The organism is Nonomuraea longicatena, from assembly GCF_039525605.1.
In the GTDB taxonomy this organism is placed as follows: domain Bacteria; phylum Actinomycetota; class Actinomycetes; order Streptosporangiales; family Streptosporangiaceae; genus Nonomuraea; species Nonomuraea longicatena.
In genome coordinates, this window is record NZ_BAAAHQ010000011.1 from 249,029 (window position 1) to 269,649 (window position 20,621).

A 20,621-nucleotide genomic window follows, 5' to 3' on the forward strand; every position below is an offset into this window, starting at 1 on the left:
GTACGGATCACCACTCCACCGGGACGCTCTTGGGACCGTACAGGGGGGAGTCGTCTTGCATCGGGATCTCCTGGAGCGGCGCCGCGAGGCGCAGGTTCGGGAACCGGGCGAAGACCGCGGGCAGCGCGACCCGCAGTTCCACGCGGGCGAGCTGCTGGCCCAGGCACTGGTGGATACCGTGTCCGAAGGACAGATGGCCCTGGGCCGAGCGGGTGATGTCGAACTCGCCGGGGCGCTCGAAGCGGCCCGGGTCGTGGTTGGCGGCGCCGACGAGCAGTTCGACGGTCTGGCCCCGGGCGATCAGCTCGCCGCCGACCTCCACGTCACCGACACCCCCTCCTATCCGGCTGTGCATCAAACTGCTCTGCGCAGTCTGATACTACACACTCGTGTAGTCAATCGCTCGTATGGATAGCGTTGGTGTGCGTCATGGCCACCGACCGCGAACAGGCGGTCGCGCGTCGTGGCGGTCGGCGGACAACAGAAGGGCCGGAACCGCGTGTCGTGGTTCCGGCCCTCAGGTGATCACGGCCTGGGTGTTCCCCGGCCGGTCAGCGGCGCGCCTCCCCGGCCGCCTTCTCGGTCATGGGCAGGCAGGGTGGCGTCTGGAAGACCACGCCGTCCAGGAAGTTGCCGACCGCCGGGTTGCCCCCGGCGGCCGACACCGACTCGAAGGCGAACCGGGTGACGGTCTGACCGGCGGGCACGACGTACGTGCCGGTGTAGCGGCCCCAGGCGGTGTTGCCGTCGGAGATGTCGGGTGAGGACGCCCCGGCCGGGGTCTGCGGGGCGGTGGCGCCCGGCGCGCCGACGAGCACCCGCATCACGTCGGTGCCCTGGCGGCCACGGTGGTACAGGGACCAGGTCATCACGGTCCCCGGGACGGTGGGCACGTCCTGGTAGAGCGTCGAGGGCTCGTTCGCGTTGAGCTCGGCGAACTGCTGGCCGTCGGCGGCCGGGACGCCGCTCGCGCTGTTCCAGAACTCCAGCTTCCGGTCGGAGGCGGTGGTGTGCCAGCCGACGGCGGCGTCGGTGGAGGCGTCCGGGATGTTCCAGTCGGCGGTGGCCACGCGCGGCGCCTCGAAACTGCCGTTGACCAGGTTGATGGGCTTGCGCGTGCACGAGACGGCGACGGTGACCTTCGCGGTGCTGGTCCCGCAGGCCGTCCTGATCGTGTAGGTGAAGGTGTCGGTGCCCGCGCGGTCCTGGGCGGGCGTGTAGACCACGCTGTTGCCCGAGATCACGGCCGTGCCGTTGGCGGGCTGGGTCACCGAGGTGATCGTCGGCGACGTACCGGTGTCGTTGGACAGGACCGGCACGGTGACGGCGGTGTTCTCGGTGGTGGTGGCCGTGTCGTCGGCGGCCCTGGTGGGTGAGATGGTCTGTCCGTCGACGATCCGGATCGCGGGGGCCGGGGTGTTGTTGCCGAGCTGGCCGGGGGCGGCCAGGACGCTGCTGATCCCGGTGGGCCGGATGGTCATGCTGCGGCCGACGGTGCCCTGCTTGACGCGGAAGGTGATGGTCTTCGGCGGCGGGTCGGTCTTGGTGCCGGGCGACTGGATCGACAGGGTGTTGCCGCTGATGGTGCCGGTGCCCGACTGCCCGACGACGTCCGCGCCGGCCAGCAGCGACGACAGGTCCCACGTCGTGGTGTAGGTGCGGACCAGCACCGGCCACTGCGCCGTGCGGTGCGCCAGGGTGAGGGTGAAGGTGCCGCCCGGCGCGATCTGACCGCCCCACAGGGAGGGGGAGGTGGTGACCGAGATCGACCCCCGGCCCAGCTGCATGCCGAGCGCGTTCTTCCAGTAGTAGTCGACGGGGTAGTTGGCCTGGCCCTGGCGGACACAGGGGGCGGCGGACTGGTGGACCGGCTTGGGCGTACCGGCCATCGCCTGGGGAGCGGCGGCGGCGATCAGGCAGAGCGCGAGTGCCCCGGTGAGGGCGAGCTTGGATCGGCGCGGAGGGTGTGCCGTTTGCTTCAACTGGCCGTCCTTACGGTGAGTAGTTGAGCAATAACTACAGGTAGTTTTACGGTGGAGCAAACGGCGCTACCGTCGCGGGCATGACTGATGAATGTTTCGGGCATCCGAGGCTCGCCGCGATCTACGACCCGCTCGACCCCGATCGCGGCGACCTCGACGCGTACGTCCGGATGGTGGCGGAGTTCGGCGCGCGCCGGGTGGTGGACCTCGGCTGCGGGACCGGTGTGTTCGCGTTGCTGCTGGCCGGGCGCGGCATCGAGGTCGTCGGCGTCGACCCCGCGCGGGCCTCCGTCGACGTCGCCCGCGCCAAGCCGGGCGGCGATCGGGTGCGCTGGATCCACGGCGACGCGACGGCGCTGCCCCCGCTGCGGGCCGACCTCGTGACGATGACGGCGAACGTCGCGCAGGCCATCGTCGAGCCGGAGGCGTGGCGGCGGACGCTGGAGGCGGCCTACGAGACGCTGGCTCCGGGCGGGCGCCTGGTGTTCGAGACTCGCGACCCGGCCCGGCGGGCCTGGCGGGAGTGGAACCGCGAGGCCAGCCTCGGGGTGACGGAGATCCCCGGGGTCGGCGCCGTCGAGACGTGGGTGGACCTGGTCGAGGTCGAGCCGCCGCTGGTGACCTTCCGCTGGACGTACGTGTTCGCCGCCGACGGGCAGGTGCTGACCTCCCGTTCGACGTTGCGGTTCCGTGAACGGCAGGAGGTCGAGGCGGACCTGGCCGCCCACGGGTTCCTCGTCGAGGACGTCCGCGACGCACCCGACCGGCCGGGCAGGGAGTTCGTCTTCGTGGCGCGACGCCCTGAGCCGCCGCCCTCCGGTGTCCGGCAGGACTGAACGGGCGTCGGCAGGGCTGGACGAGCGTCCGGCGGGCTGGGTGGGTGAACACCGAAGGGTAATTCATGTATATCCAGTAGGAAATGTTGACTTTATGGTGGCCTGCGGCTTAGCTTCGCAAGCATGAGTCAGGGCCTCGTAGAGATCACGCCCGACCCGGAGCGGCCCGCCGCGCTCCCCGACGTCCAGGCACCGCAGCGACCGCTGCCCGTCGTCACCGCCCGCCGCCCCCTGCGCTGGCTCGCCGCAGGCGGCGTACTCGTCGTCCTGGCCATGGCCGCCAGCGCCCTCGTCACCAACCCGGCGTGGGAGTGGGCGGTCGTCGGGCAGTACCTGTTCGCGCCCGCCGTGGTCCGTTCCGTCGTGGTCACGCTGGAACTGACCGGGCTCGGCATCGCGCTCGGCTTCGCCCTCGGCACCGTCCTGGCGCTGATGCGCCTTTCGGCCAACCGGCTGCTGTCGGCCGTGGCCTGGGGATACGTGTGGTTGTTCCGCTCGGTGCCGCTGATCCTCCAACTGCTGTTCTGGTACAACCTGGCCCTGCTGTATCCGAGGCTGTCGGTGGGGGTGCCGTTCGGCCCGGAGTTCTTCGACTTCGGCACCATGGACCTGATCGGCCCGCTCACCGCCGCGGTGCTCGGACTCTCGCTGCACCAGGCCGCCTACGCCGCCGAGATCGTCAGAGGCGGGCTGCTGTCGGTGGACAGGGGCCAGCGGGAGGCCGCCGTCGCCCTCGGGCTGCCGCCCGCGCGCCGGTTGTTCCGCATCATCCTGCCGCAGGCGATGCGCACCATCGTGCCCAACGCGGGCAACGAGATCATCGGCCTGGTCAAGGGGACCTCGGTCGTCTACATCATGGCGCTGCCCGAGCTGTTCTACCAGGTACAGGTGATCTACAACCGCAACGGCAGAGTCATGGCGCTGCTCCTGGTCGCCGCCCTCTGGTACCTCATCCTGACCAGCGTCCTGTCCCTCGCTCAGCACTACGTCGAACGCCACTACGGCAGGGGGCGCGCGTGAGCGCCATGGTGGAACTGCGCGGGGTGCACAAGAGCTTCGGCGGCCTGCACGTCCTGCGCGGCGTCGATCTGGACGTACGGCAGGGCCAGGTCCTGGTCGTGCTCGGGCCGTCGGGATCGGGCAAATCCACCCTGTTGCGTACGATCAACCACCTGGAGAAGGTGGACAGCGGCTCGGTCCGTGTGGACGGGCGGCTGCTCGGCTACCGCCAGGACGGCCCCCGCCTGTTCGAGCTGCCCGAGCGCGAGGTGCTGCGGCAGCGGACCCAGATCGGCTTCGTCTTCCAGGCGTTCAACCTGTTCCCGCACCTCACCGTTCGGCAGAACCTCATGGAGGCCCCGCTGTACGCCCAGCGGCGGCCCCGCGCGGCGGTGGTCGCGCTGGCCGACCGGCTGCTGGAGCGCGTCGGGCTCGCCGACAAGGCCGACGCCTACCCGCGCACCCTGTCGGGCGGCCAGCAGCAGCGGGTCGCCATCGCGAGGGCGCTGGCGCTCGAACCCAAGCTGCTGCTGTTCGACGAGCCGACGTCGGCCCTCGACCCGGAGCTGGTGGGAGAGGTGCTCGACGTCATCAAGGACCTCGCCGTCGGCGGCACGACGATGATCGTCGTCACGCACGAGATCGGGTTCGCCCGCGAGGTCGCCGACCTGGTGGCGTTCATGGACGCGGGCCGCGTCCTGGAGCTCGGACCGCCCGCCCAGGTCCTCGACGACCCCGTTCACGAGCGCACCCGCGCCTTCATCGCCAAAGTCCTCTGACCCCGACTCCGCTGACCCCCGGCTCCGCTGACCCCCGAATCCGAGGAAGGACCCATGCGCGCCACACTCGCGCGGGTTGTACTACCCGCACTCCTGCTCGTCGCGGCCTGCGGCGCCGCCCCCACCGCCGAGACCGCCGCCCCCACGGTCTCGGGCAAGAAGGTGAACCTGGACCCCGACCAGCGCCGGATCCGCGCGAAGAAGGTCGCCGCCATCGCCGCCGAGGTGCCACCGGCCGTGGCCGCCGACGGCAGGCTGACGGTCGGCTTCGACGGCGAGGGCAGCCCGCCGCTCGTCTTCCCGGCCACGGACGAGACCACGCTGATCGGCGTGGAGACCGACCTCGCCCAGCTCGTGGCCGACGTCCTCGGCCTGGAACTGGCCCCGGTGCCCAGCTCATGGGAGAACCTCTTCCTCGCCACCCGGTCGGGCAAGGTCGAGGCCGTCTTCAACAACGTGACCGTGACGGAGGAACGCAAGGACGTCTACGACTTCGCCACTTACCGGGTCGACCAGCTCGGCTGGCAGGTGCCGAACACCAGCCCGATTAAGACGATCACCCGGCCCGCCGACATCGCCGGGCTGCGCGTGTCGGTCGGCTCCGGCACGAACCAGGAGAAGATCCTCCTCGACTGGGACAGACAGAACCGCGCCGCCGGGCTGAAGCCCGTGGAGATCCAGTACTACCAGAAGTACGGCGATGTGCTGCTGGCCCTGAAATCGGGCCGGGTGCAGGCGTTCTTCGGCCCGAACCCGTCGATCGCCTACAACATCGCGGTCAGCGGCGATTCCAGGATCGCCGGTACGTTCTCAGGCGCCGGCCCCGACCTGGAAGGACTCATCGCGGCCATGACGAAGAAGGGCAACGGCCTGGCGGCCCCGATCCAGGAGGCGCTCACGGCGGTCATCGCCGACGGCACCTATCGGCAGGTGCTCGACCGCTGGGGCCTCGCCACCGAGGCCGTACCGAAGTCGCTGCTCAACCCGCCGGGCCTGCCCAGGCAGGCCCCGTGAGCGGCCGCACCGCCGAGGTGCGCCGGGTCCGTATGTCCGACCCGGCGGTGGTGCCGCTGCTGGCCGGGCTGCACCTGGAGTACACCGCGCGCTACGGCGGCAACGACGAGCTGGCCCGGTATCCGGAGACGGACTTCGCGCCGCCGTACGGGGCCTTCCTCATCGTGGTGCAGGACGGCGAGACGGTGGCGGGCGGCGCGTTGCGGCGCTTCGACGCCGTGACCGCCGAGCTGAAGCGGGTGTGGACGCATCCGGGCCACCGCCGCTCCGGGCTGGGGCGGCTGGTGGTGGTCGAACTGGAGCGGGAGGCGCGGGCGAGGGGCTACCGGCGGATCTTCCTGACGACCGGCCCGCTGCAACCGGAGGCGGTCGAGTTGTACCTGGCCAGCGGGTATGAGCCGCAGTTCGACACCGGCGCCCGTCCGGAGTCGGGCGTGCTCGGCTTCACGAAGTCGTTCGGCGGGTAGCGGCCGGTCGGTGGTGGACGTACTCGACCACGGTGCCGTCCGGGTGCCGGGCGCCCGCTCCGACGCCGCCCACTGGTGGGACTGCCGGACGGTCGCGAGCTTCCGCCCGATGGCGGTCGAGGTGGCCGGTGCCGTACCGGAGCGGTTGTTGTTCTCGCTGCTCCGGCCGGTCGGCGACGGCGGTGTCCTCATCCTCACCCAGACGCCGCAGCCCGCTGGGTAGTCCTGTAGAGGAGGATCCGCATCTCGTTCTCGAAGAGGGCGTCGACGTCGATGTTCATCGCCGTCAGGCCGCCGCCGATCTCCAGGCTGACGATGCCGTGCAGCTTCGACCAGACGGCGACGGCGAGGTAGAACTCCGGGGCGCCGGCGGCCCGGACGGCGAGCACCTCCTCGTTGCCGTAGGCCCGAGGCGGGGCGGTCTCCTCGGCCCGGAGATCGGCGAGGATGCCCAGCAGGATCATCATGAGCGACCGGGCGGCGAGGGCCAGCGGCTCGGCGTGCGCGTCGTAGCCGGGCACCGGCGGCTTGAACAGCAGTTCGTAGCGGTGCGGCTGGGCCTGCGCCCAGGCCCGGTAGGCGCGGGCCAGCGCGTGAAAGCGCTCCTGCGGCGTCCCGGCGGCGTCGACCTCCTGCGCCACGGCGTCGCGCAGGTCGCCGTAGGCGTCCAGGACCAGTGCGGTGAGCAGGTCGTCGCGGCTGGCGAAGTAGCGGTAGAGCCCGGCGCCGGACACGCCGAGCTGCTTGGCGATGGCGTTGATCGAGAGCGCCTGGGCGCCGCCCGAAGCGAGCTGGTCCAGGGCAGCCGCCTTGACGTCCTCGCGAACCTGCTCTCGGAACCGTTCTCGCATCGAGCTGGGCATCGTGTCCTCCTACGGGTACGGAAGACAAGGGTATTTGCCTCGGCCTTGAGATCCATCCATTCGCGAGGTGTACTATTCAATGCTATAAGTTCTCGCATATTTAAGATGGTTATGCAGCAAGGAGCATCGACATGAACCCCGTCCTCGAACCGGCCGCCGCGGCGTTCGCCGAGGCCACCGCCAAGCCGCCGTACCTGTTCCAGCTGCCCGTGGCCGAGGGGCGCGCGGCGGTCGACGACGTCCAGTCCGGCGACGTCACCGCACCGGAGGTCGACGACGAGTGGATCGTCGTCGAGGGCGGCCCCACCGGATCGGTCGACGTCCGCATCGTCAAGCCCAAGGGCGCCACCGGCCCGCTCCCCGTCATCGTCTACATCCACGGCGCCGGCTGGGTCTTCGGCAACGCCCGCACCCACGACCGGCTGGTCCGCGAACTCGCGGCGGGCACCGGCGCCGCCGTGGTCTTCCCCGAGTACGATCGCTCGCCCGAACACCGCTACCCGGTCGCCCTCGAACAGAGCTACACCGCCGCCCGCTGGGTGGTCACCGACGGCGCCGCCAAGGGCCTGGACGGCTCCCGCATCGCCGTGGCCGGCGACTCCGTCGGCGGCAACATGGCCATCGCCGTGACCCTGCTGGCCAAACAGCGCGCGGACCTGCCCCTGCTCCAGCAGGTGCTCTTCTACCCGGTCACCGACGCCGCCTTCGACACCGCCTCCTACGACCGGTTCGCCGAGGGCTACTTCCTGCGCCGCGACGCCATGCGCTGGTTCTGGGACCAGTACACGACCGACCCGGACGAACGCGCCCAGATCACCGCCTCACCGCTGCGCGCCACCGTCGAGCAGCTCACCGGCCTGCCGCCCGCGCTGGTCATCACCGCCGAGGCCGACGTCCTGCGCGACGAGGGCGAGGCGTACGCGGCCAAGCTCCGCGCCGCCGGGGTCCCGGTCGTCGCGGTCCGCCAGCTCGGCGTCATCCACGACTTCGTCATGCTCAACGCACTGCGGGAGACGCAGGGCGCCCAAGCCGCCATCGACCAGGCCGTCCACACCCTGCGCACCGCGCTGGCGCCGGACGCGCGGAAAGGGGCCTGATGACGTTCACCCACCGGCTGGTCCCCTCACCGGCGGGCCGGACCCATCTGGTCGAGCAGGGCACCGGGCCGCTGGTGCTCCTGGTGCACGGCTTCCCGGAATCCTGGTACTCGTGGCGCCACCAGCTACCCGCGCTCGCCGAGGCCGGATACCGCGCGGTCGCCCTCGACGTCAGAGGCTACGGCCGCTCCTCCAAACCGTCGGACGTGGCCGCGTACCGGATGCTGGAGCTGGTCGAGGACAACGTCGCGGTCGTCGAGGCGCTCGGTGAGCGGAGCGCGGTGGTCGTCGGGCACGACTGGGGCGCGGTCATCGCCGCGAACTCCGCGCTCACCAGGCCCGACATCTTCCGCGCCGTCGGCCTGCTGAGTGTTCCGTACACGCCGCCGGGTGGGCCGCGCCCCAGCGAGGTCTTCACGAGGATGGGCGGGGACGACGAGTTCTACGTGTCCTACTTCCAGGAGCCGGGCCGGGCCGAGGCGGAGATCGAGCCGGACGTCCGAGGGTGGCTCGCGGGCATCTACGCCGCGCTGTCCGCGGACACCATGCCCGCACCCGGCGCCCCGGACCCGCACTTCGTGAGCCGGGGCGGCACCCTGCGCGACCGGTTCCCGGCCGACCGGCTGCCCGCCTGGCTCAGCGAGGACGACCTCGACCGGTACGCGGAGGAGTTCGAGCGGACCGGGATGAGCGGGGCGCTCAACCGTTACCGGAACATGGACCACGACTGGGCGGACCTCGCCGACTTCGGCGGCAGACCGCTCACCCAGCCGTCCCTGTTCCTCGGCGGCGCGCTGGACGCCTCCACCATGTGGCTGACCGAGGCGATCCGCGCCTACCCCGCCACCCTCCCGGGGCTGGTCGCCTCACACATCCTCGACGACTGCGGTCACTGGATCCAGCAGGAACGCGCGGACGAGGTCAACCGCCTCCTCCTCGACTGGCTGAGCGCCGTCACCGGGGACTGAGGACACGCTCGCGCAGCGCGAGGTTCTGACGGCGCATGAGCGGTTCGTTCGCCGCAAGCAGCCCGCGCAACGGACGGGCCAGCACTCCCGAGTACGTGTCGGAGTGCACCACCCGGGTTCCGTCCCCGTCGTCGTCCAGACGGAACTCGTGGAGCCCGCTGAGGACCCGTGAGTGCAGCACCACCGCGTCCCAGCGCAGCAGCCGTCCCGGCTCCACGGCCACCAGCCTCGGCCGGAAGGTCACCGCGCGCCCGCCGGGCCCGACGATGCGGACGACGAGCCGGACCCCGGCCTTGGCCGGGCCGGACACACGCAGGATCGTCGGGCTCCAGAGTGGATAGGCGGCGAAGTCGGTGAGCACGTCCCACACCTGGTCACGCGGCCTGGGGACGAAGATCTCAGTCAGGATCACGAGACCCGGCCAGCCGTGCGGGGAGGGCGAACTCCAGCGTCTCGACGGCGGCGCGCTCGACCTCGATGGAGGTGAACCCGCGCTCGGCCAGAAGGGACAGCAGCGCGTCGATCAGCTCCTCCGGGGCGCTGGCACCCGCGCTCACCCCGACCGTGGCGACCCCGTCGAACCAGGCGTTCTCCAGATGGTCCACGTCCGGCACCAGGCGGGCGCGGGCGCCCGCCGCCTCCGCCACCTCGACCATGCGGACCGAGTTGCTGGAGTTGGTCGAGCCCACCACCAGGACCAGGTCGGCGCGGTCGGCGATGGACTTGACCGCCTGCTGCCTGTTCTCGCTGGCGTAACAGATGTCGCTGGTGGCCGGGACCGCGAGATTCTGGAAACGCCCACGCAGCGCGGCGGTGATCTCCTGCGTGTCGTCCAGCGACAGCGTGGTCTGGGTGAGCAGCGCCGTCGGGGTGTCGGTGGCCAGGGCCAGGCCGAGCGCGTCCTCGACGGTCTCCACGACCAGCGTGCGATCCGGTGCCTCGCCGTAGGTGCCCTCGACCTCCTCGTGGTCGTTGTGCCCGACCAGCAGCAGCGTCCGGCCGTCGCGGGCGTAGCGCCGCGCCTCCTGGTGCACCTTGGCGACCAGCGGGCAGGTGGCGTCGATGACGTCGAGTCCTCGGCGGGCGGCGTTCTCGCGGACGGCGGGGGAGACGCCGTGGGCGGAGAAGACGCACAACGCCCCTTCCGGAACCTCGTCCTCCGACTCGACGAAGACGGCGCCGCGCGACTGGAGGTCGGCGACGACATGATGGTTGTGGACGATCTGCTTGCGCACGTACACAGGCGGGCCGTACTGCTCCAGCGCCTGTTCGACGATGGAGATGGCACGTCGGACCCCCGCGCAGAACCCCCGTGGTTCGGCGAGCAGGACGGTGCGCGCGGGCGGCGCGGTGCTGTTCGGCAAGGCGGTATCCCCTTCACTCACGTGGAGTGGGCGTCGGTGTCGGTGACCAGAGTGTGCAGTTGGGCGGGACTGATCGGGCCGAGCAGGGTCCGGATCGGGACGGTCTGCCCGTAGGCGGCCTTGATCCTGGTGCGCAGTTCCACGGCGAGCAGGGAGTCCAGGCCGAGGTCGCGCAGCCGGTCGGCGCCGCGCACGACCGACACCTCCGAGATCTGGAGAGTCTCCATGATGAGCGGCTCCAGCCCGGTCGCCTCCTCCCTGCCGGGGCCGGGAGCGGGTGCGTCGGGCACTACGGCCGGGCGGAGCAGACCGAGGAACGCGTCCCTCCGCAGCGTCTCGTAACGGCTGCCGAACTCCGACCAGTCGGCCGGATAGCACACCGGCAGCCCGGCATCGGGTGCGGAGAGCACGTCCCAGAGGAAGGCGTGGCCGTCGTCCGGGCCGATCTCGCCCACGCCCGCAGGAGCGAACGAGCGGGTCGGGTCGAGGTCCCGCAGCATGCCGGCGCCCGCCCAGAAGCCCCACCGCACTCCGCGTACCGGCACGCCGGACGCCGAGAGGATGCCTTCCATGGCGGCGTTGGCGGCGCCGTAGTGGGCGAACTGCGGCGAGGGCAGCACCGCGGACGCCGACGAGTAGGCGACCAGCAGGTGCGCGCCTGCGCGGCGGGCGGCCTCGGCGAGATGCCGGGTACCGTCCACCTTCGGGGCGAGTACCCGGATCCAGTCGGCGGGCTCCAGTTCGGTGAGAGGACCGGCCGACAGCCTGCCCGCCAGGTGGAACACATACGTCTCGTCGGCTGCGATCCGCGCCATCCGCTCGGTGAGCACCTCGACCGAGGACGGTTCGGCGACATCGCAGCGCAGGTAGTCCGCTCCGGGCGCGTCGCGGGTGCCGACCAGCACGACCGTGTCGAACGAGCGGGCCTTCAGCTCGGCGGCGAGCGCGGACCCGAGACCGCCTCGGCCACCGACGACGAGCGCCGCGCGGTGCCGTACCGGTGTCGCCTCGGTCGAGTATGTCGGCTCAGGGAGGGCGGCCAGTGCGGCCTCCGCCGGGGAAGTGGTGGCGCGGAAGGGGACCGATCTCGGCCACGCGCCGGTCGGTGAGAGGTCCGGCAGGGTGAGCACGGCTGTGTCGTGCCCGGCGGGCGGATCCGCCGTGACCAGCAGGTCGACGTCGGGCACGGAACCGTCTAGGGCGATGCCGACGCGCCGCGCGGGCGGGTCGGCGGCGACGCGCGGACCGGCGAGCGCGGCACGCAACAGCGCCGCCCTCGCCCGGTCACCGGTGACGACGAGTTCGTCTTCGGGCCCCAGCCGCGCCACCGGCCCGACGCGCTGCGCGGTGTGGGCCGCCCACAGCAGGTCGGGCAGCCGCCGCAGCCCTTCATAGCCGCCCGGTAGCGGTCGGACGCCGACGCGGCGCGGTCCGTGGTCCGGGTCCGACCAGAGCAGGGCGACGTCGGCGGCACGCTCGCGATGGGGCCGTACCCGGGCGATCCAGCCGTGCTTCCCGGGCCGGGGACGGGGGCGCCGGTCGGTCAGCCTGGCGACGGACAGGCCGTCGCCGAGCCGTACCCGATACTCGCCCTGACGGGCCAGGGTCCGGATGGACGGCAGTTCGCCGAGCGTGTCTTCGGCGTTCGCGCACACCGCAGCGGCCGCGAGCGACGGGAACTCGTAGGGCAGGGCCCCCGCCAGCGTGAACAGGAACCCGCTGACGGCGCCCGCCAACTCGCCCGAGGGGGGCTCGTCGGGGTCGCGCACGACCACGCCGAGCGGCACGCCAGCCTCGGCGGCGGAGTGGGCCAGCCGGGTCACCGCCTGTCCGAGCTCGGCCAGGTGCTCGGTGAGCGTCAGCCGAGGACGGGCGGCGGGTGTGCGAGCGTCCAGGAGCAGCTCGGTCCCGGGCTCCAGCCCGGACAACAGTTCGGGGACGGCGGCGTCGAGGTCGACGAGCAACTGATCGGTCCGCTCGGCGGAGCCGGAGTACGGTACCCAGACGCGGTAGAGCGCGGGGATGGCGGGGCGGCCCTCCATCGTGCGGATGCGGACGCCTTCGCAGTGCACGACCAGCCGGTCCGCCGCATCCAGTACGGCGACGTCGAAGCCCGTTCCCGAACGGCTCGGTGAGATGAGCGACCTGGCTCGGCCGCTCAGTTCATGTTGGTGGAACGTCATGCGGTCCACCCCTTCGAAGTAGAAGGGGCAGGTGGCCGCGCCGCCGTCGGCCAGGCCGTACCGGACGGCGGCCAGACCGTGGAGCGCCGCGTCGAACAGGGCCGGGTCGATCAGGCCGCCGACCTCTGTGGGCGTGTCGAGGTCGGCGCGCACGTACGCGTGGGAGGCTGACGCCCACAGCTCGGAGATGGACCGGAACGGCCCCTCCCACAGGTTGCCCGCGTCGGCGAAGCCCCGGTAGAAGTCGTCCACGGACAGCCGGTCCAGGTCGAGCGGCAGATCGACGGACGAGGTCGCGGGCCGGGCGGGCGCGAGTGTGGCCGTGCAGCACAGGGTGGGGGTGCCCCCGGGCTCGGTGGCGAAGCGGACCTCGACGCGGGGGCCGTTCCTCGACACGGTGAGCGCGAGGTAGTCGGTGTCGTCCACGACGATCGGCTCGACGAAGCGCACCGCGTCCAGGCGCAGCGGCCGGTCGTCCTGCCGTAGGGCGCTCACCAGCCGGCTCAGGGTCAGCGTGCCCGGCGCCACCGCCTCGCCGCGCACTCGGTGCCCGGCGAGGAGTCGCACCTGCGCTCCGCGCAACTCGTACGTCACCGACTCCGGCCGCGCCCGCGCCGTGTTGCGGCTCGCCGGACGCATCGGCGCGATCCGGCGCGGCTCACGCCGCCAGGTCAGCGCGTCGGCGAGTTCGGACGTCCAGGGCGGCAGCCGGTCCGGTCGCAACGGGACCCCGGCCGCGAAGAGCGCCGCCAGTGCGCTGCGGAGGACGTCGTCGCCCTCGACGGCGGCCACGCTCCCCGGAAAACGGGTGCGCAGGTGGCCCGCGAGCACCGCACGCGGCCCGATGTCGAGGACGACCTGGTAGCCGTCGTCGGCCAGCCGCCCGGCAACGGACGGCAGTTCGACCCGAGTGCGCAGGTTGTCCAGCCAGTGCCGAGAGGGGACGACCTCCATCGCCGAGGCGGCGGTGGAGGTGGAGGAGTAGAAGGGAACGTCAGAGGCCCGTGGGCCGCCGACGGCGTCCACGGCGAGGGTGAAGTCGGGCAGGGCGGGCTCGACGAACGAGCTGTGCGAGCCGAACACCACCTCCAGTGGACGGGCTTCGTGCCCGTGGGCGAGCGCGGTGTCGACGATGACCTCGACGTCGCCTGCCGGGCAGGCCAGCACGACACAGGTAGGGCTGTTGACGACCGCGATCTCGGCAGACGGCGGCAGCCAGTCGTGCTGGCCAGCGACGTCCTCCCCGGTGATCACGATCATGCGGGTGTCCGCGGAGTGCGCCCGCACCGCCTCCGTACGGCCGACCAGTAGCCGCGCCGCCTCCTCCAGACTGAGCGCGCCCGCGACGCACGCCGCCGCGATGTCGCCGAAGCTGTGCCCCAGGACGGCGTCCGCCCGCACGCCGTAGTCCTGCAGCGCGAGCGCGATCGCGACCTGCGAGGCCCACGTGACGTACGGCTGCAGCGCCGGCGGCACGTCGGCACCGCCGTCGATGAGATCCCGCTCGTGCTCCGGCACCTCGGCCCGCACCGCCGCATAGGCGGTGAGCAGCCGCTCGCGCAGGACGGGGTCGCGGGTGTCGGCGGGGTCGAGCCAGTGCGCGCCGAAGCCGCCGAAGGCGAACACCAGCTTCGGCCGCTCCCGCCAGAGCCCGGCGAGCAGCCCCGGGCCGCCCTCGGCGGGGCCGGTGTCGCCGAGGCGGTGTCCCGCGCTGTGGTTGACCCGGTAGGCGAGCGCGGCGCGGACCGCGTCGGTGCGTGCGTCGGGAACCGTCACGCCGGGAGAGGTGAGCAGAGGGAGCGAGACCCGGGGCGGGTCCTCGGCCCGCGCAGTGGGCGGCGCGGCGAGGACGGCGTGCGCGTTGCTGCCGGTGATGCCGAAGGAGCTGATCCCGATCACCGCGTCGTCCGGCAGCGGGAGCCCGGCGCCGATGTGCGCGTACACGCCCTGGCCCGGGTCGGCGAGGTCGTCGCGCAGCCTGCCGTGCACGAGCATCGGCGGCACGGTGGCGTGGTGGATGCTCAAGGCGGCGACGATCAGCCCGGCCATCCCGGAGGCGGCCTCGCAGTGGCCGATCCGCGTCTTCACCGACCCGATCGGCAGCGGCCGGTCACGCCCGCCGAAGACCGAGGTGAGCGCCTCGATCTCGGTCTGGTCGCCGACGGTGGTGCCGGTGCCGTGGGCCTCGACGTAGTCGACGTCGTCCGGGGTGCGCCCGGCCAGGCTGAGCGCGTGGTGGATGACGTCCGCCTGGCCGTCGGCGGACGGGGTGGGGAGCGAGCCGCTGCGTCCGCCGTCGTTGCCGGTGGCGATGCCCTCGATGACCGCGTAGATCCGGTCCTGCTCGGCCAGCGCGTCGGCGAGCGGCCTCAGCACCAGGGCGGCGAAACCGTCGCTCCGGACGAATCCGTCGGCTCGGGTGGTGCCGAACTTGCACAGACTGTCCGAGGCGAGCATGTCGGAGCGGTAGAACGACAGCGTCTCGTACGGGTCGAGCACCAGATTGGTGGCGGCGGCGACGGCGATGGAGCAGTTGCCGAGGAGGATGTTGTCGATCGCGACGGCGACGGCGGCGAGCCCGGACGAACAGGCGCTGTCCACGGTCAGGGACGGCCCGGTGAGGCCGAACACGTGCGACAACCGGCCGGACAGGCCGCTGCCCGCGTTGCCGACATTGCTCATGGCATCCAGACCGGTGTCCTGGCGGGCGCTGAGCCAGTGGTCGCGGGTGATGTAGCCGCTGACCACGCCGGTGCTGCGGCGCTGGAGGTAGTCGAGGGTGAGGCCGGCGTCGCCGACGGCCTCGAACACCGTTTCCACTAGGATGCGCTGCTGCGGGTCCATCACCCCGGCCTCGCGGGCGGAGACGCCGAACGCCGCGAAGTCGAACTCATCCCAGTCCTCGACGAACCCGCCCGTACGGACCACCTGGTCGAACCGCGGGTCGGCGACCTCGTGCTCGGTCAGGAAACGTGTCCGGCCGGCAGGCGCGGCGCCGATCTCGGCGGCGTGCCGCTGGAGCATGCGCCAGACCCCGGAGGGGCCGTGTCCGCCCGGCAGCCGCGCGCCGATGCCGACGATGGCGATACGTCGATCCATGGGATGGTTCACCTTCGTTCGAGGAGCGGGGCGTCTTCGTCCTCGGACAGCGCCTGCCCGGGGCAGCAGCTGACGGCGTGCCGCAGCAGGTCGGGATCGGCGGCGCGGACGGCGTCTGCGTCCACCAGGACGAGGCCGTCCTCGTCCTGGTGGAAGACGTCCGGGGCGATCAGCACGCACATGCCCGCGCCGCAGCAGCGGGTTCGATCGGCATGGATCACGGCCGGTCGGTGCCGGACTGCCGGACGAAGAGCCGGTTCAGACCGTGGACGATCGTGTCCGACTTCATCTCGTAGGAATCGAGAGTGAAGTCGTCGTACCGTTCGAGGAACACACGCAGCGCGATGGTGAGCTCGACCCGAGCCAACTGCTGCGCCACACACTGGTGGACACCGAAGCCGAAGGCGAGGTGCCCCCGGTCGCGGCGGGAGATGTCCAGCCGGTGCGGGTCGGAGAACCGCTGAGCGTCGAAGTTGGCGGCGGGCAGCGAGACCGTGATCGTCTCACCCGGCCGGATGGTCACCCCGCCGAGCTCCACTTCCGTGAGCGCGGCCCGTGAGATGCCGAACTGGATGATGGAGAAGAAGCGCAGGAACTCCTCCATCGCGTCGGCGACGGCGGCGTCCGAACCTCGGATCGCGGCGACGGCCTCCGGATGGTTCAGCAGGTACAGCCAGCTCAGCGCGATCATATTGGTGGTGGTCTCGTGACCCGCCGTGTAGAGCTGGAAGGCGATGCTGGTCATCTCCGCATGGGACAACTGGCCGTCGTCGATCATGTTCTGGATGAACCCAGGCCCGCCGTCCTCCTGGCGCCGGGCCACGACGGCGCCGAGTTCGTCGAAGATGACGGTGAACATCTTCCTGACGTCGTCGGCGGTGGACTCCAGCGACAGCATGCGCTCCAGGCAGCTGGACAGCGTGTGGCTGACCTCCTCCTCCACACCCAGCAGTTCGGTGATCACGAGGGCGGGCAGCGGGGAGGCGACCTGGGAGACCAGGTCGACGCGCTCACCGGTGTCGGAGTCGAACAGCGCCCTGGCCCGCTCGGCGATGTCGTCCTGCAGCCGCCGCATCTCGCCCAACCGCAGCGCCGCGGCGACGATCCGCCGGTAATGGGTGTGCTCAGGCGGGTCCATCCCGACGAACATGCCGGGGCGCTCCTCCGGCGGCTGGCCGTCGCCGATGGCCTCGTGGATGGCCGAATGCCGCAGGTCCGGGCGGGAGCTGAACTCCGGCATGGTCAGCACCTTGCGGCACAGCTGGAAGTCGGTGACGATCCAGCCGACGTGGCCGCCGGCGTACTTGAGCCGGTGGATCGGCCCGGCGGCGGCCATGTCCATGAGCCCGGTCGGCAGCTCGAACACCGAGCTCCGCCCCCGGGGAATCGTCGGTAGTTCGTGCTCGAATAGCTCGGTCATCGTTCCCCGATTCCGTCAAGTGCTCGTGCCAGCGTGTCGACGATCTGGCGTACGTCGGTGGAGGTGTGGTCGGCAGGGTCGGCGATGACCGTGATGACCACGGCCCGGGTCGCCGGGCTCTCGTTCACGGCGATCATCGGCATCCCGGGGATCGAGACCTCGGGCAGCACGATCACCTTCCGCGCGTCGGCCAGCCTCGGGAAGCGCCGGGCCGCGCCCCGGGCGTTCGACACCACGAGGTGGGCGGGCCCGTTGTGCTCGGGCAGGTACCGGCGCCCGTCGCGGAAGGGCGCCGTGGGCGTCGCCGCCTCCAGTTGGTCCATGAGCTCGTCGTCGAAGGCGCTGGCGGTGGCCAGGACGTCGGCGGAGCCCCGGGCGATCGGGACCAGCGCGCCGTGACTGCCGTTGCCGATCGCACGCGGCGGAACCGGTACGGTCCGGTCGGTGCCGATGTACACCCGGCAGTCCACCGGCACGCCGATCGTCACCCGGTCGGTGTCGCCGTGGGTGAGGGGTGCCACGGTCGCGGCGATCAACGCGGTCAGCGACACGTCGCAGCGGTCGTCCAAAGCCTTGGCCCGCTCGCCGGACAGCGTCAGGGAGATCGGCTGCGCGGGCTTGAGCGAGGGGGAACCGGCCTGGGCGTAGAAGAGCCTGGTCGCCCGTACGGCGTCGGCGGGCTGTTCAGGTCCGAACAGGGTCTCGGCGGCGATCGGCCACTCCCGGGCCACCTCCGGAGGGATCGAGTCCGCATGCGGGCCCGCACCCAGCAGACCGAGCAGCTCATCGGCCATGGACAGGATGCCCGTGACGTCGCACAGCGCGTGGTGCAGCCGCCCGGCTACGCGCACGACGTCCGGCTGGGAGAGGTCCACGTCGAACGCCGAGAGCGTGGCGTGTACGCGGGCGCCGTCCGGCCTCCTCTCCACGGTGGCGGACCCGGGCTCGAAGGCGAACCCGTCCGGGGTGCGCCCGATACCGGCGGCCAGCCGGGGGAAACCGGCGTAGAGGCGCTCCAGCGCCCGCGCGGCCGCGTCCGGCGTCACCTGTGCCGGCACCTCGACCTCGAAACCGGTCTGCCAGTCGAGGAACGCGTGAAAGACCTCGCTGGGCTCCAGCAGCCGCGTCATGCCCGATCACCGGTCAGCCGCGCGACCCTCGCCCGTACGGTCCCCGGAATGATCGTGGCCAGCGGCCGCCCGCGCGGATGCTGCGCCTTCGCCGTGTCGATGCGCACGGCGGCGAGCATCTCCGCGACGACGATCCACATCATCTGCCACGCGTACTGCTCGCCCACGCAGTGCCGGGGGCCGAGACCGAACGGTGTGTAGGCGCCCTTGGCGACCGGGCAGCCGCCCGCGCCGAAGGTCTCCGGCTCGAAGGCGGCCCCGGCGGAGAACCAGGTGCGGTCGCGGTGCATCGCCCACGGGCTGTACATGACCTCGGTGCGCGCGGGCAGTCTGAGGTCGCGCAGCCGAGTGTCGCGCACCGTCCGCCGGGAGATCACCAGGATCGGCTGGCGGCAGCGCAGCAGCTCCGACAGGGTCTTCTTGAGCAACGGGGTCTCCGACAGGTCCGGCCCGTACGGAACACCGCGCTCACGCGCCCGCGCCAGTTCGTCCCGAAGGGCGTCCTGCAGCGTGCCGTCCCTTGCCAGTTCGGTGGTGAGCCACGACAGCGCGGTGGCGGCGGTCTCCGCGCCCGCCATGGTGACCGCCACGATCTGGTCGGCCATCTCGGAGCGGCTGAGGGGAGTGCCGTCGGGGTGGCGCACGGAGCGCATGACGGAGATGAGGTCGAGCCGGTCCGGGTCGGCCTGCCCGGGAGAGTCCATGGCCGAGGTGATCGCCGCGCGCAGCCGGTCCATGGCGGTGTCGTGCATCCGGTTGCGCTTGGTGGGGACGCGCAGGTACCAGTTCGGCACCAGGGTACGGATCATGATCGCTTCCAGGGTGAGCGCGAGCCACTCGTGGATGCGGTCGAACTGGCCGCGGTCGATGTCGGTGCCGAACATCGTGGCGGCGAGGATCTTGAACGTCATCCGGTGCAGGGCGGCGTCGATGTCGAGGCTGGTCTTCCAGCTCGCCAGTTCGTCGCGGACGACGGTGGTCATCAACTCGGACAGGCCGACCACGTGATCGCGTTTGAAGAACCGGTCGAGGTAGTCGCGCTGCCTGCGGTGCTCGGCGCCGTTGGCGAGCACGACTCCGTTGCCCGCCAGCCGCCGGACCCGGTCGTAGAAGACGCCCTTCTCGAAGTCGCCGCGCCGGTCCACGAGCATGTCGTTGATCAGAAGCGGGTCGGTGACGAAGACCATGGTCTTGCCGAGGGCCGTGAAGACGTGGACGTCGGCGGAGGAGTTGAGCGCGGTCACGGCGCCCAGCGGATCGCGGGCCAGCCGGGTCAGCTCGCGCAGCAACCCGAGGTCGTGGTGGACCCGGGTGCGGTATCCGGCGGCACGCTTACGCCAGACCCTCGGCGACGAGGTCGGCGTACCTCTTGTCGGTGAAGAGGGTGCTGCCCTTCTGAAGCTGAACGACCTGAGGATACCGGCCAACCCACTGATGCCTTTCTCCGTTGTAACGCGTGGTGCGGTAGGACCAGTCGACGTTGCCGCACATCATGTGCCACAGCAGGCCGCCGTAGACGCTCACCGCGTGGTCGGGTCCGAGCGCGGCCACGCACTCGTGCAGAGCCCGCCGGAAGTCGATCTCGTTGCGCTGCACCTCGAACCCGACGCGGTCGAAGGCGGCCTGGACCGTGAGGTTCTCGCTGAGCATCAGCGTCGCGACGGCGTTCACCGCGTCGTCGGCGTCGGCTTCGGCGCGGAAGGAGAACAGGTCGTTGGCCAGCGCGATGTGGTCGAGGGCGTGGGCGAGCAGCCGGGTACGGAACTCGGCACCGTCCGTCTCCTCTGCGGCGAACGGCGGCGCCAGCGCCTCGCCGAGTGCCAGGTACATGCCCATACCAACGCTGTCTCGCCGCATGCGCAGATAGGTGTGGAAGTCGTAGACGGTGTCCGAGTTGCGGTACTGCACCTCTTCGACACACCCGATGAAGAACCGCTCGACCTCGCGGTGGAAGTTCTCCCACACCTCGGGGGTCAGGTAGGTGTGCAGGGTGGACAGGCACTCGTCGAGCGGCTTGAACCAGATGGCGAGCTCCTCGTTCGCCGGCCGGCCGAGCTGCTCCTGCCCGAACATGGTGTCGATGGCCGATTTCAGCTCGGCCGCGTACACCGGGTCGCTGCCGAGCCGGTCCTTGTCGACCAGCGCGTTGTCGAGGATCGACAGGTATTCGGTGTATCTCGCGGCGGCGACGAGGAACTCGTACGGCGCGGTGGGCAGGACCAGGGCGGTCCACAGCGAGGCGCGCTCGGCCAGCAGCGTCGTGAGGGCGTCGGGCGGTAGCAGGTCGGCCAGGTTCTGCCTGCACCACGTCTGGCTCTCGGCGACGACCTGGTCGTTGTCGGCACGCTCCAGGGTGGGGACGTAGTGCTCGAAACTCGGCAGCAGGACATGGGTGCCTGCCAAGGGGAGAGTGAAGTTCG

At 71.4% G+C, this 20,621-nt stretch carries 19 protein-coding genes; 8 read left to right on the plus strand and 11 right to left on the minus strand.

All coding sequences use genetic code 11. From position 1 onward, the window contains the following. Nucleotides 1–7: 7 nt before the first annotated feature. Together ABD120_RS13895 and ABD120_RS13900 are read right to left on the minus strand one after the other, a co-directional pair. Entirely contained in the window at nt 8–355 is a 348-nt protein-coding gene (locus ABD120_RS13895; protein WP_343950253.1) for a cytochrome P450, read from the minus strand. 196 nt (nt 356–551) lie between these two features. Next, the gene (locus tag ABD120_RS13900) at nt 552–1,982 is read right to left on the minus strand and encodes an Ig-like domain-containing protein (protein WP_343950254.1); all 1,431 of its coding nucleotides are present in this window, start codon (nt 1,980–1,982) and stop codon (nt 552–554) included. An 80-nt stretch (nt 1,983–2,062) separates the two neighbouring features. On the opposite strand from ABD120_RS13900, the gene ABD120_RS13905 reads away from it, so the two are divergent. From ABD120_RS13905 to ABD120_RS13930, 6 genes are all read left to right on the plus strand, one after another. Beyond that, on the plus strand, nt 2,063–2,818 hold the full coding sequence (locus tag ABD120_RS13905) for a class I SAM-dependent methyltransferase (protein WP_343950255.1): 756 nt from the start codon (nt 2,063–2,065) through the stop codon (nt 2,816–2,818). Between the two features lie 123 nt (nt 2,819–2,941). Continuing rightward, the gene (locus ABD120_RS13910; RefSeq protein WP_343950256.1) at nt 2,942–3,838 is read left to right on the plus strand and encodes an amino acid ABC transporter permease; all 897 of its coding nucleotides are present in this window, start codon (nt 2,942–2,944) and stop codon (nt 3,836–3,838) included. Nucleotides 3,839–3,843: 5 nt separating this feature from the next. After that, entirely contained in the window at nt 3,844–4,596 is a 753-nt protein-coding gene (locus ABD120_RS13915; protein ID WP_343950308.1) for an amino acid ABC transporter ATP-binding protein, read from the plus strand. A gap of 54 nt (nt 4,597–4,650) precedes the next feature. Further along, on the plus strand, nt 4,651–5,610 hold the full coding sequence (locus ABD120_RS13920) for an ABC transporter substrate-binding protein (protein ID WP_343950257.1): 960 nt from the start codon (nt 4,651–4,653) through the stop codon (nt 5,608–5,610). Then, nucleotides 5,607–6,077, plus strand: a complete 471-nt coding sequence (locus tag ABD120_RS13925; RefSeq protein WP_343950258.1) for a GNAT family N-acetyltransferase — start codon at nt 5,607–5,609, stop codon at nt 6,075–6,077. Before ABD120_RS13920 ends, ABD120_RS13925 begins: the two co-directional genes overlap by 4 nt. 10 nt (nt 6,078–6,087) lie before the next feature. After that, nucleotides 6,088–6,300, plus strand: coding sequence for a hypothetical protein (locus ABD120_RS13930; protein ID WP_343950259.1), 213 nt, complete (start codon nt 6,088–6,090; stop codon nt 6,298–6,300). Here ABD120_RS13930 and ABD120_RS13935 read toward each other — a convergent pair. Next, a complete protein-coding gene (locus ABD120_RS13935) occupies nt 6,272–6,928 on the minus strand; it encodes a TetR/AcrR family transcriptional regulator (protein ID WP_343950260.1) in 657 nt (218 codons plus the stop codon). The genes ABD120_RS13930 and ABD120_RS13935 overlap by 29 nt on opposite strands. 143 nt (nt 6,929–7,071) lie before the next feature. Between ABD120_RS13935 and ABD120_RS13940 the strand changes: the two genes are divergently transcribed. Both ABD120_RS13940 and ABD120_RS13945 read left to right on the plus strand, forming a co-directional pair. Beyond that, nucleotides 7,072–8,037 carry an alpha/beta hydrolase gene (locus ABD120_RS13940; RefSeq protein ID WP_343950261.1) on the plus strand — a complete coding sequence of 322 codons (966 nt, stop codon included), beginning with the start codon at nt 7,072–7,074 and terminating at the stop codon, nt 8,035–8,037. Next, nucleotides 8,037–9,005 (plus strand): alpha/beta hydrolase, encoded by a 969-nt coding sequence (locus ABD120_RS13945; RefSeq protein ID WP_343950262.1) that lies wholly within the window; start codon nt 8,037–8,039, stop codon nt 9,003–9,005. The genes ABD120_RS13940 and ABD120_RS13945 overlap by 1 nt, the downstream gene beginning before the upstream one ends. Here ABD120_RS13945 and ABD120_RS13950 read toward each other — a convergent pair. From ABD120_RS13950 to ABD120_RS13985, 8 genes are read right to left on the minus strand one after another with little or no spacing between them, the layout of a single operon-like run. Next, a complete protein-coding gene (locus ABD120_RS13950; RefSeq protein WP_343950263.1) occupies nt 8,992–9,417 on the minus strand; it encodes an SRPBCC family protein in 426 nt (141 codons plus the stop codon). The genes ABD120_RS13945 and ABD120_RS13950 overlap by 14 nt on opposite strands. After that, complete coding sequence (locus tag ABD120_RS13955; protein ID WP_343950264.1) at nt 9,404–10,369, minus strand: 4-hydroxy-3-methylbut-2-enyl diphosphate reductase; 966 nt, start codon at nt 10,367–10,369, stop codon at nt 9,404–9,406. The genes ABD120_RS13950 and ABD120_RS13955 overlap by 14 nt, the downstream gene beginning before the upstream one ends. Nucleotides 10,370–10,386: 17 nt before the next feature. Then, nucleotides 10,387–15,651 (minus strand): SDR family NAD(P)-dependent oxidoreductase, encoded by a 5,265-nt coding sequence (locus ABD120_RS13960; RefSeq protein ID WP_343950265.1) that lies wholly within the window; start codon nt 15,649–15,651, stop codon nt 10,387–10,389. A gap of 8 nt (nt 15,652–15,659) precedes the next feature. Further along, nucleotides 15,660–15,872 (minus strand): ferredoxin, encoded by a 213-nt coding sequence (locus ABD120_RS13965; protein ID WP_343950266.1) that lies wholly within the window; start codon nt 15,870–15,872, stop codon nt 15,660–15,662. Next, nucleotides 15,869–17,071: a cytochrome P450 gene (locus ABD120_RS13970; protein WP_343950267.1), complete on the minus strand. Its 1,203-nt coding sequence runs from the start codon at nt 17,069–17,071 to the stop codon at nt 15,869–15,871. Before ABD120_RS13970 ends, ABD120_RS13965 begins: the two co-directional genes overlap by 4 nt. Continuing rightward, a complete protein-coding gene (locus ABD120_RS13975) occupies nt 17,068–18,201 on the minus strand; it encodes a hypothetical protein (protein WP_343950268.1) in 1,134 nt (377 codons plus the stop codon). The genes ABD120_RS13970 and ABD120_RS13975 overlap by 4 nt, the downstream gene beginning before the upstream one ends. Continuing rightward, entirely contained in the window at nt 18,198–19,490 is a 1,293-nt protein-coding gene (locus tag ABD120_RS13980) for a cytochrome P450 (protein ID WP_343950269.1), read from the minus strand. The genes ABD120_RS13975 and ABD120_RS13980 overlap by 4 nt, the downstream gene beginning before the upstream one ends. 43 nt (nt 19,491–19,533) lie before the next feature. Beyond that, nucleotides 19,534–20,604 carry a terpene synthase family protein gene (locus tag ABD120_RS13985; protein WP_343950270.1) on the minus strand — a complete coding sequence of 357 codons (1,071 nt, stop codon included), beginning with the start codon at nt 20,602–20,604 and terminating at the stop codon, nt 19,534–19,536. Nucleotides 20,605–20,621 lie beyond the last annotated feature (17 nt).

What these genes read in the sequence shown, in the direction of transcription:
- ABD120_RS13895 (WP_343950253.1), bottom strand. Translation starts at nt 355, where the DNA reads ATGCACAGCCGGATAGGAGGGGGTGTCGGTGACGTGGAGGTCGGCGGC.
- ABD120_RS13905 (WP_343950255.1), top strand. Translation starts at nt 2,063, where the DNA reads ATGACTGATGAATGTTTCGGGCATCCGAGGCTCGCCGCGATCTACGAC.
- ABD120_RS13910 (WP_343950256.1), top strand. Translation starts at nt 2,942, where the DNA reads ATGAGTCAGGGCCTCGTAGAGATCACGCCCGACCCGGAGCGGCCCGCC.
- ABD120_RS13915 (WP_343950308.1), top strand. Translation starts at nt 3,844, where the DNA reads ATGGTGGAACTGCGCGGGGTGCACAAGAGCTTCGGCGGCCTGCACGTC.
- ABD120_RS13920 (WP_343950257.1), top strand. Translation starts at nt 4,651, where the DNA reads ATGCGCGCCACACTCGCGCGGGTTGTACTACCCGCACTCCTGCTCGTC.
- ABD120_RS13935 (WP_343950260.1), bottom strand. Translation starts at nt 6,928, where the DNA reads ATGCGAGAACGGTTCCGAGAGCAGGTTCGCGAGGACGTCAAGGCGGCT.
- ABD120_RS13940 (WP_343950261.1), top strand. Translation starts at nt 7,072, where the DNA reads ATGAACCCCGTCCTCGAACCGGCCGCCGCGGCGTTCGCCGAGGCCACC.
- ABD120_RS13945 (WP_343950262.1), top strand. Translation starts at nt 8,037, where the DNA reads ATGACGTTCACCCACCGGCTGGTCCCCTCACCGGCGGGCCGGACCCAT.
- ABD120_RS13960 (WP_343950265.1), bottom strand. Translation starts at nt 15,651, where the DNA reads ATGGATCGACGTATCGCCATCGTCGGCATCGGCGCGCGGCTGCCGGGC.
- ABD120_RS13970 (WP_343950267.1), bottom strand. Translation starts at nt 17,071, where the DNA reads ATGACCGAGCTATTCGAGCACGAACTACCGACGATTCCCCGGGGGCGG.
- ABD120_RS13975 (WP_343950268.1), bottom strand. Translation starts at nt 18,201, where the DNA reads ATGACGCGGCTGCTGGAGCCCAGCGAGGTCTTTCACGCGTTCCTCGAC.